Source organism: Pseudomonas sp. V88_4 (genome assembly GCF_029967985.1).
GTDB classification, from domain to species: domain Bacteria; phylum Pseudomonadota; class Gammaproteobacteria; order Pseudomonadales; family Pseudomonadaceae; genus Aquipseudomonas; species Aquipseudomonas glycinae.
Genome location: NZ_JASCAF010000040.1, coordinates 231,177 through 245,476, shown reverse-complemented (window position 1 = coordinate 245,476; position 14,300 = coordinate 231,177). Strand labels below are relative to the sequence as shown.

Annotated in this window: 17 protein-coding genes; 14 read left to right on the top strand and 3 right to left on the bottom strand. The window is 60.6% G+C overall.

What is annotated here, in order from left to right; all coding sequences use genetic code 11:
• Window positions 1–151 precede the first annotated feature (151 nt).
• The 8 genes from livH (at window position 152) to QLG12_RS16400 (ending at window position 6,437) form a co-directional block, all read left to right on the top strand.
• Window positions 152–1,075, top strand: coding sequence for a high-affinity branched-chain amino acid ABC transporter permease LivH (gene livH, locus QLG12_RS16435; protein ID WP_197868661.1), 924 nt, complete (start codon window positions 152–154; stop codon window positions 1,073–1,075).
• Entirely contained in the window at window positions 1,072–2,328 is a 1,257-nt protein-coding gene (locus QLG12_RS16430; RefSeq protein ID WP_085697438.1) for a high-affinity branched-chain amino acid ABC transporter permease LivM, read from the top strand. The genes livH and QLG12_RS16430 overlap by 4 nt, the downstream gene beginning before the upstream one ends.
• A complete protein-coding gene (gene livG, locus QLG12_RS16425; RefSeq protein ID WP_197868662.1) occupies window positions 2,325–3,092 on the top strand; it encodes a high-affinity branched-chain amino acid ABC transporter ATP-binding protein LivG in 768 nt (255 codons plus the stop codon). Before QLG12_RS16430 ends, livG begins: the two co-directional genes overlap by 4 nt.
• Window positions 3,093–3,794 carry an ABC transporter ATP-binding protein gene (locus tag QLG12_RS16420; protein ID WP_003222380.1) on the top strand — a complete coding sequence of 234 codons (702 nt, stop codon included), beginning with the start codon at window positions 3,093–3,095 and terminating at the stop codon, window positions 3,792–3,794. It abuts the gene before it with no gap.
• Between the two features lie 157 nt (window positions 3,795–3,951).
• A complete protein-coding gene (locus tag QLG12_RS16415; protein ID WP_011332799.1) occupies window positions 3,952–4,257 on the top strand; it encodes a DUF2282 domain-containing protein in 306 nt (101 codons plus the stop codon).
• Between the two features lie 25 nt (window positions 4,258–4,282).
• Window positions 4,283–5,170 carry a DUF692 domain-containing protein gene (locus tag QLG12_RS16410; protein WP_282474971.1) on the top strand — a complete coding sequence of 296 codons (888 nt, stop codon included), beginning with the start codon at window positions 4,283–4,285 and terminating at the stop codon, window positions 5,168–5,170.
• On the top strand, window positions 5,167–5,925 hold the full coding sequence (locus QLG12_RS16405) for a DNA-binding domain-containing protein (protein ID WP_197868664.1): 759 nt from the start codon (window positions 5,167–5,169) through the stop codon (window positions 5,923–5,925). Before QLG12_RS16410 ends, QLG12_RS16405 begins: the two co-directional genes overlap by 4 nt.
• Window positions 5,922–6,437, top strand: a complete 516-nt coding sequence (locus tag QLG12_RS16400) for a DoxX family protein (protein ID WP_197868665.1) — start codon at window positions 5,922–5,924, stop codon at window positions 6,435–6,437. The genes QLG12_RS16405 and QLG12_RS16400 overlap by 4 nt, the downstream gene beginning before the upstream one ends.
• On the opposite strand, the gene QLG12_RS16395 is transcribed toward QLG12_RS16400, so the two are convergent.
• Window positions 6,386–7,294: a LysR family transcriptional regulator gene (locus QLG12_RS16395; RefSeq protein WP_197868666.1), complete on the bottom strand. Its 909-nt coding sequence runs from the start codon at window positions 7,292–7,294 to the stop codon at window positions 6,386–6,388. The genes QLG12_RS16400 and QLG12_RS16395 overlap by 52 nt on opposite strands.
• Window positions 7,295–7,397: 103 nt before the next feature.
• Here QLG12_RS16395 and QLG12_RS16390 point away from each other — a divergent pair, with 103 nt between their 5' ends.
• Complete coding sequence (locus QLG12_RS16390) at window positions 7,398–7,997, top strand: short chain dehydrogenase (RefSeq protein WP_197868667.1); 600 nt, start codon at window positions 7,398–7,400, stop codon at window positions 7,995–7,997.
• Between the two features lie 35 nt (window positions 7,998–8,032).
• On the opposite strand, the gene QLG12_RS16385 is transcribed toward QLG12_RS16390, so the two are convergent.
• Window positions 8,033–8,383 (bottom strand): hypothetical protein, encoded by a 351-nt coding sequence (locus tag QLG12_RS16385; RefSeq protein WP_282474914.1) that lies wholly within the window; start codon window positions 8,381–8,383, stop codon window positions 8,033–8,035.
• Window positions 8,384–8,565: 182 nt separating this feature from the next.
• On the opposite strand from QLG12_RS16385, the gene QLG12_RS16380 reads away from it, so the two are divergent.
• Both QLG12_RS16380 and QLG12_RS16375 read left to right on the top strand, forming a co-directional pair.
• Window positions 8,566–9,219: a hypothetical protein gene (locus QLG12_RS16380; protein ID WP_197868669.1), complete on the top strand. Its 654-nt coding sequence runs from the start codon at window positions 8,566–8,568 to the stop codon at window positions 9,217–9,219.
• 95 nt (window positions 9,220–9,314) lie between these two features.
• Window positions 9,315–10,928 carry an NAD(P)/FAD-dependent oxidoreductase gene (locus QLG12_RS16375; protein ID WP_282474913.1) on the top strand — a complete coding sequence of 538 codons (1,614 nt, stop codon included), beginning with the start codon at window positions 9,315–9,317 and terminating at the stop codon, window positions 10,926–10,928.
• 133 nt (window positions 10,929–11,061) lie between these two features.
• On the opposite strand, the gene QLG12_RS16370 is transcribed toward QLG12_RS16375, so the two are convergent.
• Window positions 11,062–12,156, bottom strand: a complete 1,095-nt coding sequence (locus QLG12_RS16370) for a PLP-dependent cysteine synthase family protein (protein ID WP_197868670.1) — start codon at window positions 12,154–12,156, stop codon at window positions 11,062–11,064.
• Between the two features lie 244 nt (window positions 12,157–12,400).
• On the opposite strand from QLG12_RS16370, the gene nhaA reads away from it, so the two are divergent.
• From nhaA to QLG12_RS16355, 3 genes are all read left to right on the top strand, one after another.
• Window positions 12,401–13,582, top strand: a complete 1,182-nt coding sequence (gene nhaA, locus QLG12_RS16365) for a Na+/H+ antiporter NhaA (protein WP_197868671.1) — start codon at window positions 12,401–12,403, stop codon at window positions 13,580–13,582.
• Between the two features lie 204 nt (window positions 13,583–13,786).
• Window positions 13,787–14,056: a hypothetical protein gene (locus tag QLG12_RS16360; protein ID WP_085605362.1), complete on the top strand. Its 270-nt coding sequence runs from the start codon at window positions 13,787–13,789 to the stop codon at window positions 14,054–14,056.
• Window positions 14,053–14,298: a hypothetical protein gene (locus QLG12_RS16355; protein WP_282474912.1), complete on the top strand. Its 246-nt coding sequence runs from the start codon at window positions 14,053–14,055 to the stop codon at window positions 14,296–14,298. Before QLG12_RS16360 ends, QLG12_RS16355 begins: the two co-directional genes overlap by 4 nt.
• Window positions 14,299–14,300: the final 2 nt, after the last annotated feature.

Here is a 14,300-nt window from a genome sequence, read left to right as displayed (position 1 = left end):
TGATCCGCCAGTCTCCCCACCTGAAAATCTCAAAACCGTCATCAGCGGTTCGCTGGCAAAACCCGGATTCGAAGTGGATAAAGATCCACGGGACCGGGCGGGAAAATGACTCCACCAGTGAAATGCGTATCAGGTTTTTAGGAGCGCTGTAATGCCTGACATCTATCACTTCTTCCAACAGCTGGTTAACGGCTTGAACGTTGGCAGCATGTATGCCCTGATCGCCATCGGCTACACGATGGTCTACGGCATCATTGGAATGATCAACTTCGCCCACGGCGAGGTGTACATGATCGGTTCCTACGTGGCGTTCATCGCCATCGCCGGGCTGACCATGATGGGACTCGAAAGCGTCCCGCTGCTGATGACCGTGGCGTTCATCGCCAGCATCGTCGTCACCAGTTCCTACGGATACAGCATCGAACGCATTGCCTACCGCCCGTTGCGCGGCAGCAACCGTCTGATCCCGCTGATTTCCGCGATCGGTATGTCGATCTTCCTGCAGAACACGGTTCTGCTGGCGCAAGACTCCAAGGACAAAGCAATCCCCAACCTGATTCCGGGCAACTTCGCCTTCGGCCCAGGTGGCGCACATGAAGTGCTGATTTCCTACATGCAGATCGTGGTGTTCGCGGTGACCCTGATCGCCATGCTCGGCCTCACGCTGTTCATCTCCCGCTCTCGCCTGGGCCGCGCCTGCCGCGCCTGCGCCGAAGACATCAAGATGGCCAACCTGCTGGGCATCAACACCAACAACATCATCGCCCTGACCTTCGTCATCGGTGCTGCGCTGGCGGCTGTCGCGGCCGTGCTGCTGAGCATGCAGTACGGCGTGATCAACCCGAACGCCGGTTTCCTCGTCGGCCTCAAGGCCTTCACCGCTGCGGTACTGGGCGGGATCGGCAGCATCCCCGGCGCCATGCTCGGCGGGCTGGTGCTCGGGGTGGCGGAAGCCTTTGGCGCCGATATCTTCGGCGACCAGTACAAGGACGTCGTGGCTTTCGGCTTGTTGGTTCTGGTGCTGTTGTTCCGTCCGACCGGCATTCTGGGCCGTCCGGAGGTTGAGAAAGTATGAACAGGAATCTTAAACAGGCGCTGTTCAGCGCCTTGCTGGTCTGGGCCGTGGCCTATCCGGTACTGGGTCTGAAACTGACCATCGTCGGTATCAACCTGGAAGTGCACAACACCAGCCCGGCCATTCTGGCGACCATCGCCATTTGCTCGGTGCTGATGTTCCTGCGGGTGCTGTTCAACCAGCAGATCAGCAAGGCGTGGCGTTCGTCGCCGGGCATGCCGCTGATCCCGGCCAAGGCCAGCAACTTCCTGACCCTGCCGACCACCCAGCGCTACTTCATCATCGCCCTGATCATCGGTGCGCTGGTGTGGCCGTTCTTCGGCTCCCGCGGCGCAGTGGATATTGCGACGCTGATCCTGATCTACGTGATGCTCGGCCTGGGCCTGAACATCGTGGTCGGTCTGGCCGGTCTGCTCGACCTGGGTTACGTCGGCTTCTACGCTGTCGGCGCCTACAGCTACGCGCTGCTGTCGCACTACTACGGCCTGAGTTTCTGGATTTGCCTGCCGATTGCCGGCCTGATGGCGGCGACGTTCGGCTTCCTGCTCGGCTTCCCGGTGTTGCGTCTGCGCGGCGACTACCTGGCGATCGTGACCCTCGGTTTCGGGGAAATCATCCGCCTGTTCCTGCGTAACCTGACAGACATCACCGGCGGCCCGAACGGCATCAGCAACATCGAGAAACCGACGTTCTTCGGCCTGACCTTCGAGCGCAAGGCTGCGGAAGGCCTGCAAACCTTCCACGAGTATTTCGGCCTGGAATACAACTCGATCAACAAGGTGATCTTCCTGTACCTGGTTGCTCTGCTGCTGGCGCTGGCTGCGCTGTTCATCATCAACCGCCTGCTGCGCATGCCGATCGGCCGTGCGTGGGAAGCGCTGCGTGAAGATGAGATCGCCTGCCGCGCGCTGGGTCTCAACCCGACCGTGATCAAGCTCTCGGCGTTCACCCTGGGTGCGAGCTTCGCCGGTTTCGCCGGTAGCTTCTTCGCCGCCCGTCAGGGTCTGGTGACGCCGGAGTCGTTCACCTTCATCGAGTCGGCGATCATCCTCGCCATCGTGGTGCTGGGTGGCATGGGCTCGCAGCTGGGCGTGATTCTCGCGGCCGTGGTGATGATCCTGTTGCCGGAAATGATGCGTGAGTTCAGTGAGTACCGCATGTTGATGTTCGGTGCCCTGATGGTGTTGATGATGATCTGGCGTCCACAAGGTCTGCTGCCGATGCAACGCCCACACATGGAGTTGCGAAAATGAGCCGCGAGATCCTTAAAGTCGAAAATCTGAGCATGCGCTTCGGCGGCTTGCTGGCGGTCAACGGCGTGGCCCTGACCGTGAAGGAGAAACAGGTGGTGGCGCTGATCGGGCCGAACGGCGCCGGCAAGACCACCGTGTTCAACTGCCTCACCGGCTTCTACCAGCCATCGGGCGGCAGCATCCTGCTGGACGGCGAGCCGATCCAGGGCCTGCCGGGCCACAAGATCGCCCTCAAGGGCGTGGTGCGGACCTTCCAGAACGTGCGGTTGTTCAAGGACATGACGGCGGTCGAGAACCTGTTGATCGCCCAGCACCGTCACCTGAACACCAACTTCCTGTCCGGCCTGTTCAAGACCCCGGCGTTTCGCAAGAGCGAGCGCGAGGCAATGGAGTTCGCCGAGTACTGGCTGGAAAAGGTCAACCTGAAAGAGTTCGCCAACCGCCCCGCCGGCACCCTGGCCTACGGTCAGCAGCGTCGTCTGGAAATCGCCCGCTGCATGATGACCCGTCCGCGGATCCTCATGCTCGACGAACCGGCCGCGGGCCTGAACCCGAAGGAAACCGAAGACCTCAAGGCGCTGATCAGCGTGCTGCGTGAAGAGCACAATGTGACTGTGCTGCTGATCGAACACGACATGAAACTGGTCATGAGCATTTCCGACCACATCGTCGTGATCAACCAGGGCACGCCCCTGGCCAACGGTTCGCCGGAACAGATCCGCGACAATCCTGAAGTGATCAAAGCCTACCTGGGGGAAGCGTAAATGCTGCAGTTCGAAAACGTTTCCACCTTCTACGGCAAGATCCAGGCCCTGCACAGCGTCAACGTCGAAGTCCGCCAGGGCGAGATCGTGACCCTGATCGGCGCCAACGGTGCCGGCAAGTCCACCCTGCTGATGACGCTGTGTGGTTCGCCGCAGGCCCACAGCGGCAGCATCCGCTACATGGGTGAGGAACTGGTCGGCCAGGACTCGTCGCAGATCATGCGCAAGAGCATCGCCGTGGTGCCGGAAGGTCGTCGGGTGTTTGCCCGTCTGACCGTCGAAGAAAACCTGTCCATGGGCGGTTTCTTCACCGACAAGGGCGACTATCAGGAACAGATGGACAAGGTTCTCGGACTTTTCCCACGCCTGAAAGAACGCTTCAATCAGCGCGGCGGCACCATGTCCGGCGGCGAACAGCAAATGCTCGCCATCGGCCGTGCGCTGATGAGCAAGCCGAAATTGCTGCTGCTCGACGAGCCGTCGCTGGGCCTGGCACCGATCATCATCCAGCAGATCTTCGACATCATCGAACAGCTGCGCAAGGACGGTGTGACGGTGTTCCTGGTCGAACAGAACGCCAACCAGGCGCTGAAAATCGCTGACCGTGCGTACGTTCTGGAGAACGGCCGGGTGGTGATGCAAGGCACCGGTGAAGCGCTGCTGACCGACCCGAAAGTGCGCGAGGCATACCTCGGCGGTTGATGGATCGCTTCAAACAGAAAACGGCCTTCGGGCCGTTTTTTTGTGCCCGGCAAAAAAACTTTTACCGATCGCTGTAACGCATCGCCAAGTCGTTTCTCTAGTGGGGCAAGCAAGCGCAATCGCTTGTTCAAACCCAAGTTCAAACCGGAGAAACATCATGACTGCTACCACCCGCACCCTGTCCGCCACCGCCCTGGTTCTGGCCCTCGGTTCCGCTCTGAGCATCGCTGCCGTCTCCACCGCCCACGCCGCTGACGACAACATGGAAAAATGCTTCGGCGTGGCCATGAAAGGCAAGAACGATTGCGCCGCAGGCGCGGGCACCACCTGTGCCGGCACCGCGAAAATGGATCATCAGGCCAACGCCTGGAAACTGGTTCCGAAAGGTACCTGCACCACCACCGAAAGCAAAACCTCGCCGACCGGTTTCGGTCAGCTCGAAGCGTTCAAAGCCAAGTCCTGATCCGGGAGCCGCCCGAGTGTCGATCATGATCACTTCCTGCGACCATGCCTTGCGCCGCACTCGGGCAGCCCTCACCGGGCTCCCGTCCCGTGCCGGGCTGGGACTCAAGAGCGAGCACTTCAGCGAAGTGCTCGATTCACGTCCGGACATCGGATTCTTTGAAGTCCACGCCGAAAACCACATGGTGGCCGGCGGTCCGTTTCATCATTTTCTGGGGCTGATTCGAGAAACCTATCCGCTGTCGCTGCACGGCGTCGGGCTGTCCATCGGTGCCGAAGGCGCGCTGGATGTCCAGCACCTCAAACGCCTGGCGGCACTGATCGAGCGCTATCAACCTCACTCCTTTTCCGAACACCTGGCCTGGTCGAGCCACGGCCCGGTGTTTCTCAATGACTTGCTGCCCCTGGCGTACGACACGCCGACGCTGAACCGCGTCTGCGACCACATCGACCAGGTACAGAACACCCTCAAGCGTCCGATGCTGCTGGAGAACCCGGCGACGTATTTGGCATTTGAACGCTCGACGATCGACGAAGCGGAATTCATCCGTGAGGTCATCCGGCGCACTGGCTGTGGTCTGTTGCTGGACGTGAACAATGTCTACGTCTCGTGCATCAACCATCAGCGCGATCCCCTGGCTTATCTCGACGCACTGCCGCTGCACACGGTGGGCGAGATTCATCTGGCGGGGTTTGCCGAAGATTCCGACAGCCTCGGTGATCGCTTGCTGATCGATGATCACGGCGCGCCGATCGATCAAGCCGTCTGGTCGCTGTACCGGAAAGCGCTGGAACGTGTCGGCCCGGTGGCGACGCTGATCGAACGGGACAATCAGGTGCCGGCCTTCAACGTGCTGTTGACGGAAGCGCAGCAGGCCGATGAGCTGTTGCTGTGCGCGGGAGGTCGGCCGTGAGCACTCAAGCCACGTTCAGCGCAGCGTTGCTCGATATCGACCTGCCCTGCCCCGACGGTTTGTGCAGCGCCAACGGCGCCGATCCGGCCAGCCGTTTCGCGGTGTACCGCAACAATGTTCAGAGCTCGTTGATCAACGCACTGGCCGACAGTTATCCCGTGGTGGTGCAGTTGGTGGGGGACGAATTCTTCCGGGCCATGGCCGGAATTTTCGTGCAAAGCCATCCGCCACACAGTCCGTTGATGAGCGACTACGGCGATGAGCTGGCAGACTTCATCAGCGGCTTCGAACCAGCCGCGAGCGTCCCCTATCTAGCCGATGTCGCGCGACTGGAACGCTTGCGCACGCTGGCCTATCACGCTGCCGATGCGTTGCCCCTGAGTCAGGAGCGGATCGCTGCTGTATTCGCAGATGCCGATGCGCTGAACGAACTGCGCATCGGCTTGCACCCTTCGCTGCATCTGCTCGATTCAAGCTTCGCCGTGGCGGACATCTGGGCCGCGCATCAGCACGACGCGACGCTGGCCGGGATCGATCTGCATCACGCCCAACACGCGTTGATCCTGCGCAATGGACTGGAAGTCGAGGTGTTCGCCGTGGATCGCGGCGCCAGTCAGTTCATTCGTCAACTCAAGGCCGGCCATTTACTGACTCAGGCACTGGAGTCCGCCGAGGCCTTCGACCTCAGCCAGACCCTCGCCCTGCTGATCAGTCGCCAAGTCATCACTCATTTCCATCCAAAGGTGTCGTCATGAACAGCCTCATTGCCCGCGCCATCGCGCTGCTGGAAAAAATCCCCCACAGTCTGATCGCTTTCATCGCGCGTTTTTCCATCGCAGCGGTGTTCTGGAAATCCGGGCAGACCAAGATCGAAGGCCTGGCCGTCGACCTGATCGATGGCACCTTCGAGTTCGGCTGGCCGCGTCTGGCGGACTCGACGATTCCACTGTTCAAGAGCGAATACCACGTGCCGCTGCTCGCGCCGGAAATCGCCGCGCATCTGGCGGCGTTTGCCGAGCACTTCTTTCCGGTTCTGATCCTGATCGGCTTCGCCACACGGTTTTCGGCGCTGGCGTTGCTGGGCATGACCCTGACCATTCAGCTGTTCGTGTACCCGGATGCGTACCCGACCCACGGCACCTGGATGGCGGTGTTGCTGTACCTGATGGCGACCGGGCCGGGCAAACTGTCGCTCGATTACCTGATCGCCCGGCATTACAACCGGTCCAGCGCTTCGCCACTGAGCTTGAACCAACCGATCAGATAATCCGCCAGCACCTGGGTGCGTTTCGGTAGACCGCCCTGATACGGGTGCACCAGGTACATCGGCATGCGTCGGGTCTGAAAATCCCGCAGGAGCCAGCGCAACCGGCCGTCAGCCAATTCTGCCTGCAACAGGTAGGACGGCAGGCGAGCAATGCCGGCGCCGGCCAGTGCGGCTTTCTTCAACAGGTTGTAGTGATTGCTGGCGAACGGTCCCGACACCCGCACCCGCAGCAGTTCGTGCTGCTGGTGATAGAGCCATTCCTCGCGACCGCTGTAGTGACTGTTGAGCAGGCAACGGTGTTCGGCCAGTGCCTGTGGCGTCAGCGGTTCGCCAAAGCGCTCCAGATATTCAGGGCTGGCGCAGGTCATTTCCTGCCAGGCCAGCAGCGGCCTGGCCACCAGTCGCTCGTCATTGGCCACTTCGGTGCGGATCGCCAGATCGAAGCCGTCGCGAGACAGGTCGCGGTAGCTGTTGTTCAGCTCCAGTTCGATCTGTACCTCGGGGTATTTCTGCGAGAAATCCAGCAACAGGCCGTCGAAGAACGTTTCCCCCAGCGACACCGGCACCGTCATACGCACGGGACCTGCCATATCGTCCTTCAATCGCGCCAATGCCTGACGTGCTCTTTCGACCTGGACTACAAGCGCCTGAGCCTGTGGCAACAACGCCGCACCGGCCGCCGTCAGGCTCAACCGACGCGTGGTGCGTTGCAGCAACACCACGGAAAACCGCGTCTCCAGCTGACTGATGCGCTTGGACAACTGCCCCTTGCTACACCCCAATTGCTGCGCCGCCAGAGTAAAACTTCCCGCCTCGATCAACACCGCGAACGCCGCCAGATCATCCATCTCGCTCATGGATTGTTTCCATTTGAAAACCAAAGGTTGCCCATTAGTGCGCTTATCCGCAGAAAAAACCACTCTAGACTGAAACCTTGTTCAATCACTTGAGGCAAGCACGATGAAAATTCTGTTGATCGGCGCAGGCGGCACTATCGGTTCGGCCGTGGACAAAGAACTGTCGCAGCGTCACGAAGTCATTCGCATCGGTCGCAGCAGCGGCGATTTCCGGGTGGATATCAGCGACAGCGCATCGATCCGCAAGCTGTTCGAACAGACCGGCAAGTTCGACGCTCTGGTGTGCGCCGCCGGCAACGTGACCTTCGCCCCGCTGGGTGAAATGACCGAAGACAGCTTCGCCCTCGGCCTGAAAGACAAGTTGATGGGCCAGGTCAATCTGCTGCTGATCGGCCGCGAATTCGCCAACGACGGCGCATCGTTCACCTTCACCACCGGCGTGCTCAGCCACGATCCGATCCGCAGCGGCGCCTCGGCTGCACTGGTCAACGGCGCGCTGGACAGCTTCGTGCGTGCCGCCGCCATCGAGCTGCCACGCGGTCTGCGCGTGAACTCGATCAGCCCGACGGTGCTGGTCGAGGCCATGGGCAGCTACGCCCCGTACTTCCGTGGCTACAAGCCGGTTCCTGCGGCGGATGTGGCGTTGGCCTACGCCAAAAGTGTCGAAGGCTTGCAGACAGGTCAGACGTTTCACGTGGGTTGAAAAACTTCGGCTTGCGACGCTGGGTCAGCGTCGCATCAAGGTGTCAAAGGCTCCAGCAGCGTCGGCACCAGATTTCTGGCGACCTCACGCGGCACGCCTATCCTCAGGCCCGGCCCGCGGACCACCGATCCAACCATCGCGCTCGACACTTGAATGCCATTGATGGATACCTGCAGGAGCTTGTGCATTCCCTCAGTCGTCGCCCGCTCCAGGCGACGCTGTGCATCCGGGCTCAAGGTGACATTGAGCTCGACCGTTTGCGGATTCGGATCATCGATTCGTTTGAGCTCGAGGCTCATTTCGGAGAAATCCGCCGCTGATGAAAAAGCAATTTCTGCCGCCACCGACGGCAATGAAGCCATCAATGCCAGTACTGCCAATAGCACCCTGCCTGATCCTTTCATACAAAACCTCGCGCATCCAAAAGGCGGACAAGGTACTGCCAAATACCTTTCGCCCCGACTTCCAAAGTTAACCCAAATGTTTCCGGTACATGGCAGGTCCAACTCATGGTTGTGATCAGCGGCCAGCCTGCGTAACGTGGCGGCACTTGTCTGGAGAGCCAAAGATGCGTGTTGCCCGTTCCCTGATTGTTGTTGCCCTGCTCCCGTTGTTTGCCGCGTGCCAATTGTTCGACGGTGCGCGGGAAAGCGCCTCCCACGTCGGCCAGACTCGGATGCAGGGGCAACTCACCGCTGCCGACGGCAAACTGGTGTTTCAGGCCTGCGGCGAGCAGCGCCAGTACGTGGTCAATGACATCGGCGGCACCAGCGTCCTGCAAGAGGCCGCCACCCTGGCCGATCAGCAGGGCAAGCTGTTCGCCGACGTGCGCGGGAAGATCTCCGGCGACCGCCTCGACCTGACCCAGCTCTATCGCGTCGAACGCTCCGGCACTGCCTGCGACGATCCCAACTTCAAACAGCTGATCCTGCGCGCCGCCGGCCATGGCCCGGAATGGAACGTCAAGGTCAGCGGCAAGGGGCTGGTCATCGACCGCGAAGGCCAGCCACCGCTCGCCGTGCCTTACGTTGAAGAGCAACTGGGCGATGGCCGCTTCAACCTCAGTAGCGAAGCCAACAACCAGCGCATCGAGCTGTGGGTGGCACCGCAGCGCTGTGTCGACAGCAGCACCGGCAGCGTGCAGCACATGAGCGCCGAGCTGCGTATCGACGGCCAGGTACAGCGCGGTTGCGGGTATTTCGGCGGTTCGCGTAACGACTGATCGTTTTACCCTCACGGGATCCGGCGGATGCGGCTTATAATCGCCGCCTTCAAACGCCCTGGCGCAGTTGTGCGCCCCGCGAACCGGATCCTGTCATGTTACGAATCACCGAACTCAAGCTGCCGATCGACCATCCCGACGAAGACCTGCGCGCTGCCATCGTGCAACGCCTGGGCATTGCCAGCGATGACCTGCTCGATTTCACCTTGTTCAAGCGCAGCTACGATGCGCGCAAAAAGTCTTCCGAACTGTGCTTCATCTACACCATCGACCTCCAAGTGCGCGACGAGGCCAAAGTGCTGGGCAAGTTCGCCGACGACCGTAACGTCAATGTGGCGCCGGATGTCAGCTACAAATTCGTCGGTCAGGCACCAAGCGACCTGAGCCAGCGCCCGATCGTGGTCGGTTTCGGCCCGTGCGGGATCTTCGCCGGCCTGCTGCTGGCGCAGATGGGCTTCAAGCCGATCATCCTCGAACGCGGCACCGAAGTGCGCCAGCGCACCAAGGACACCTGGGGCCTGTGGCGCAAAAGCGTGCTCAATCCCGAGTCCAACGTGCAGTTTGGCGAAGGCGGCGCGGGCACGTTCTCCGACGGCAAGCTGTACAGCCAGATCAAGGATCCGAAATTCCTCGGCCGCAAGGTTCTGCACGAATTCGTGAAGGCCGGCGCGCCGGAAGAAATCCTCTACGTCAGCAAACCGCACATCGGTACGTTCCGCCTGACCGGCATGGTCGAGACCATGCGCGAAGAGATCCGTGCCCTCGGCGGTGAAGTACGCTTCCAGGAACGCGTCACCGACGTGCTGATCGAGGACGGCCAACTGGTCGGCGTCGAACTGGCCAGCGGCGAAACCCTGCACTCCAGACACGTGATCCTGGCGCTGGGCCACAGTGCCCGCGACACCTTCCGCATGCTCCACAGCCGTGGCGTGTTCATGGAAGCCAAGCCATTCTCGGTGGGTTTCCGGATCGAGCACCCGCAATCGCTGATCGACCGCGCACGTCTTGGCAAGTATGCCGGACACCCTAAATTGGGCGCCGCCGACTACAAACTGGTGCACCACGCCAAGAACGGCCGTTCGGTCTACAGCTTCTGCATGTGCCCGGGCGGTACCGTGGTGGCGGCGACTTCCGAGCCGAACCGCGTGGTCACCAACGGCATGAGCCAGTACTCGCGTAACGAGCGCAACGCCAACTCCGGCATCGTCGTCGGCATCACCCCGGAAGTCGATTATCCGGGCGGCCCGCTGGCCGGGATCGAGTTGCAGGAACGTCTGGAGTCCCACGCCTTCATCCTTGGCGGCAGCGACTACAAGGCGCCGGCGCAACTGGTCGGCGACTTCATCGCCGGCACGCCATCCACCGCGCTGGGCGAAGTCGAGCCGTCGTACAAACCGGGCGTCTCGCTGGGCGATCTGGCCCTGGCCCTGCCGGACTTCGCCATCGAAGCCATTCGGGAAGCCCTGCCGGCGTTCGAGAAGCAGATTCGCGGTTATTCGCTGCACGATGCGGTGCTGACCGGGATCGAGACCCGCACCTCGTCGCCGCTGCGCATCACCCGAAATGAATCGCTGCAGAGCATGAACGTGAAAGGTCTGTTCCCGGCCGGTGAAGGCGCGGGTTATGCGGGCGGGATTCTGTCGGCGGGTGTTGACGGGATTCGCATCGCGGAAGCCGTGGCGCGCGATATCCTCGGTCTGAAAGACTGACCTGCACCGCCTGAAACACTGCAAAAACTGTGGGAGCTGGCTTGCCAGCGATGACGGACTCAGATTCACATTTAATGTTGACTGACACTCCGCTATCGCTGGCAAGCCAGCTCCCACATTGGTTACCGGTGACTCAAATATTTGCGCGCAACACTGAAGCCGGCAGCGCCTCACCCTGCTCGGCACTCGCCGCCACGGCCGCCATCAATCCCTCCAGCTCATAGCCCTGCGCCTTGAGCCACGCCTGATCGTAATACGTATCCGCATAGCGCTCGCCGCCATCGCACAGGATCGCCACGATCGAGCCCGACTCCCCCGCTGCCTTCATCTGCTGCGCCGCCATCAGTGCGCCGATCAGGTTGGTGCCACTTGACCCACCCACATGCCGGCCCAGACGCTGCGCCAGGTAATGCATGGCCGCCAGCGACAAGGCGTCCGGCACCTTGACCATCGCATCGATTACCTTCGGCAGAAACGACGCTTCCACCCGTGGCCGGCCGATCCCTTCGATCCGCGAACCGTGGTCCAGACGCAGGCTGGCATCGCCGCTCTGGTAAAAGTCGAAGAACACCGAACGCTCGGCATCCGCGCACAGTACGCGGGTACAGTGCTGGCGGTAACGCACGTAACGCCCGAGGGTCGCGGTGGTGCCGCCGGTGCCGGGGCTGGAAATCAGCCAGGCCGGGCATGGATGCTGCTCATAGCGCATCTGCTGGAAGATCGACTCGGCGATGTTGTTGTTCGCCCGCCAGTCGGTGGCGCGCTCGGCGTAGGTGAACTGGTCGATGAAGTGACCGTCGTGCTCGCGGGCCAGGCGTTCGGATTCGGCGTAGATCTGGGTCGGATCATCCACCAGATGACTCTGGCCACCGTAGAACGCAATCTGCGCAATCTTCTCTCTGGAGGTGGTCGCCGGCATCACCGCAATGAACGGCAGGCCGAGCATCCGTGCGAAGTACGCTTCGGAAATCGCCGTCGAACCGCTGGACGCCTCGATCACCGGCGCGCCGGGTTTGAGCCAGCCATTACACAAGGCGTAGAGAAACAGCGAGCGGGCGAGCCGATGCTTGAGGCTGCCGGTCGGGTGGCTGGACTCGTCCTTGAAATACAACTCGATGCCCGGAAAACCCGGCAGCGGCAAGGGGATCAGGTGGGTGTCGGCGCTGCGCTGGAAGTCCGCTTCGATGATCCGGATGGCTTCGCGGGCCCACTGTCGGTTGTCGCTCATGGCTGTTGATCTCGTTGAATCGGGCAGAAATGCCTTCACAGGCTCAGTCCCAAGCTTAGGAAAAAACCTACAGCACCGACAGATACAGCTGAACTTCAATACCTTGGGCAACTGCTAGGCTCTCCTGCACATTGGCCGGCGCCCTGTAACCATATATAACAAAAAAGAATATAACTTTTGTTTTAACAACTAACGGTACGGGTTAGGGTGTGCCACCTTTTGACTTTATCGATGGAGAGCGACCTTGCCTCTGCGTAGCACTTTCACGCGTTTCTTTCAGTTGGAAGCTGCCAGCGGTCTGTTACTGATCGCCGCAGCCATCCTGGCTCTAATCATCAACAACTCGCCGCTGTCGTGGTTGTACAACGGCCTGCTCGACACCCCGGTGGTGGCGCAGATCGGCGCGTTGAAAATCGCCAAGCCCCTGCTGCTGTGGATCAACGACGGCCTGATGGCGCTGTTCTTCCTGCTGATAGGCCTGGAAGTGAAGCGCGAAGTGCTCGACGGTCAGTTGTCTAAACCGTCGCAGATCGTCCTGCCCGGTGCGGCCGCAATTGGCGGCATGCTGGTGCCGGCGCTGATCTACTGGTTCCTCAACCGTGACAACCCGGCAGCGCTCGACGGCTGGGCTATCCCGACCGCCACCGACATCGCTTTCGCCCTTGGCGTGCTGGCCTTGCTCGGCAAGCGGGTGCCGGTGTCGCTGAAGCTGTTCCTGATGACCCTGGCGATCATCGATGACCTTGGCGCGATCGTGATCATCGCGATTTTCTATTCCGGCGAGCTCTCGACCCTGTCGCTGGGCCTGGCGGCGGCGTGCATTGCGGCGCTGGTAGCGATGAACCGGCTCGGTGTGGTCAAGCTCGGGCCGTACATGATCATCGGGCTGATCCTGTGGGTCTGCGTGCTCAAGAGCGGTGTCCATGCGACGCTGGCAGGCGTGACCCTGGCGTTCTGCATCCCGTTGCGCACCAGGAATGCCGAACCTTCGCCGCTGCTGACCCTCGAACACGCGCTGCACCCGTGGGTGGCCTACGGCATTCTGCCGCTGTTCGCCTTCGCCAACGCGGGTCTGTCGCTGAGCGGCGTGACTGTCGAGAGCTTCACCCACCACGTGCCGATGGGCATCGCCGTCGGCCTGCTGCTGGGCAAGACCCTCGGCGTGTTCGGCCTGACCTGGCTCGCCGTGAAGACCGGCATCGCCGCCTTGCCCCAGGGCGCCAACTGGGGCCAGGTGCTGGGCGTGGCGATCCTCTGCGGGATCGGCTTCACCATGAGCCTGTTTGTCGGCTCCCTGGCATTCGTGCCGGGTGCCAGTGAATACGCCGGGATGGACCGGATGGGCATTCTCACCGGGTCGGTGTTTGCGGCATTGATCGGTTATGCGGTGACATTGGCGGCGAGCAGAAAAGGATCCACACAATGAAGTTAACACGCTCATTACGCGCCTCTCACTGGAAGGCCCAAGACTCAATGAAAGATTCACACACATGATTGGGCTCCAGAACCCTGCAAAGCATTTGGTAGTCTCCCGTTGGCGCTGCTCGCAGCGCTTAACCTGAGCCTTTCAAGTGTGCTATATCTTCTGTTGACAGCAGCGTCACCTCAGAACGTTTTTTCGGAGCCTTCCATGTCACGCAAAGCAGAAAAGCGCCCAATGACGGACAGTCAGATTGCCGTGCAGGAGTCTTATATTCCGGACATTGCCCTGAAAGCGTTCAACAACGCCTACAAAATGGCGCTTGCCAACGGTGCTGCTGTGCTTGTCGCCAAAGATGGTCAGCTGTTTGAAGTGACAGAAAAATCTTCGGTTGCATTGCGCTCGATCGGCACATATGGAAACCTGAAAAGCGGGACTCGCCTGCAAATCAGCAAACTGCCTAAACAGGTCGTTTCTTGAGCACACCGAGGGTACGTATATTCGCCGGACCAAATGGCTCAGGAAAAAGCACCTTTAATCGGCTGGTTCCTGCGCATCTATTGGGAAATTACATAAACCCGGATGATATAGAGCGTGCAATCAAAGACACTGGTTATTTTGATTTCACCACCTATCGCATCGAATCTCACAAAAATGACATTTTCGATTTTTTCCGCAACCACGCCCTGCTGAAAAAAGCTCCAGAGTCATTGGCAAAATAGGA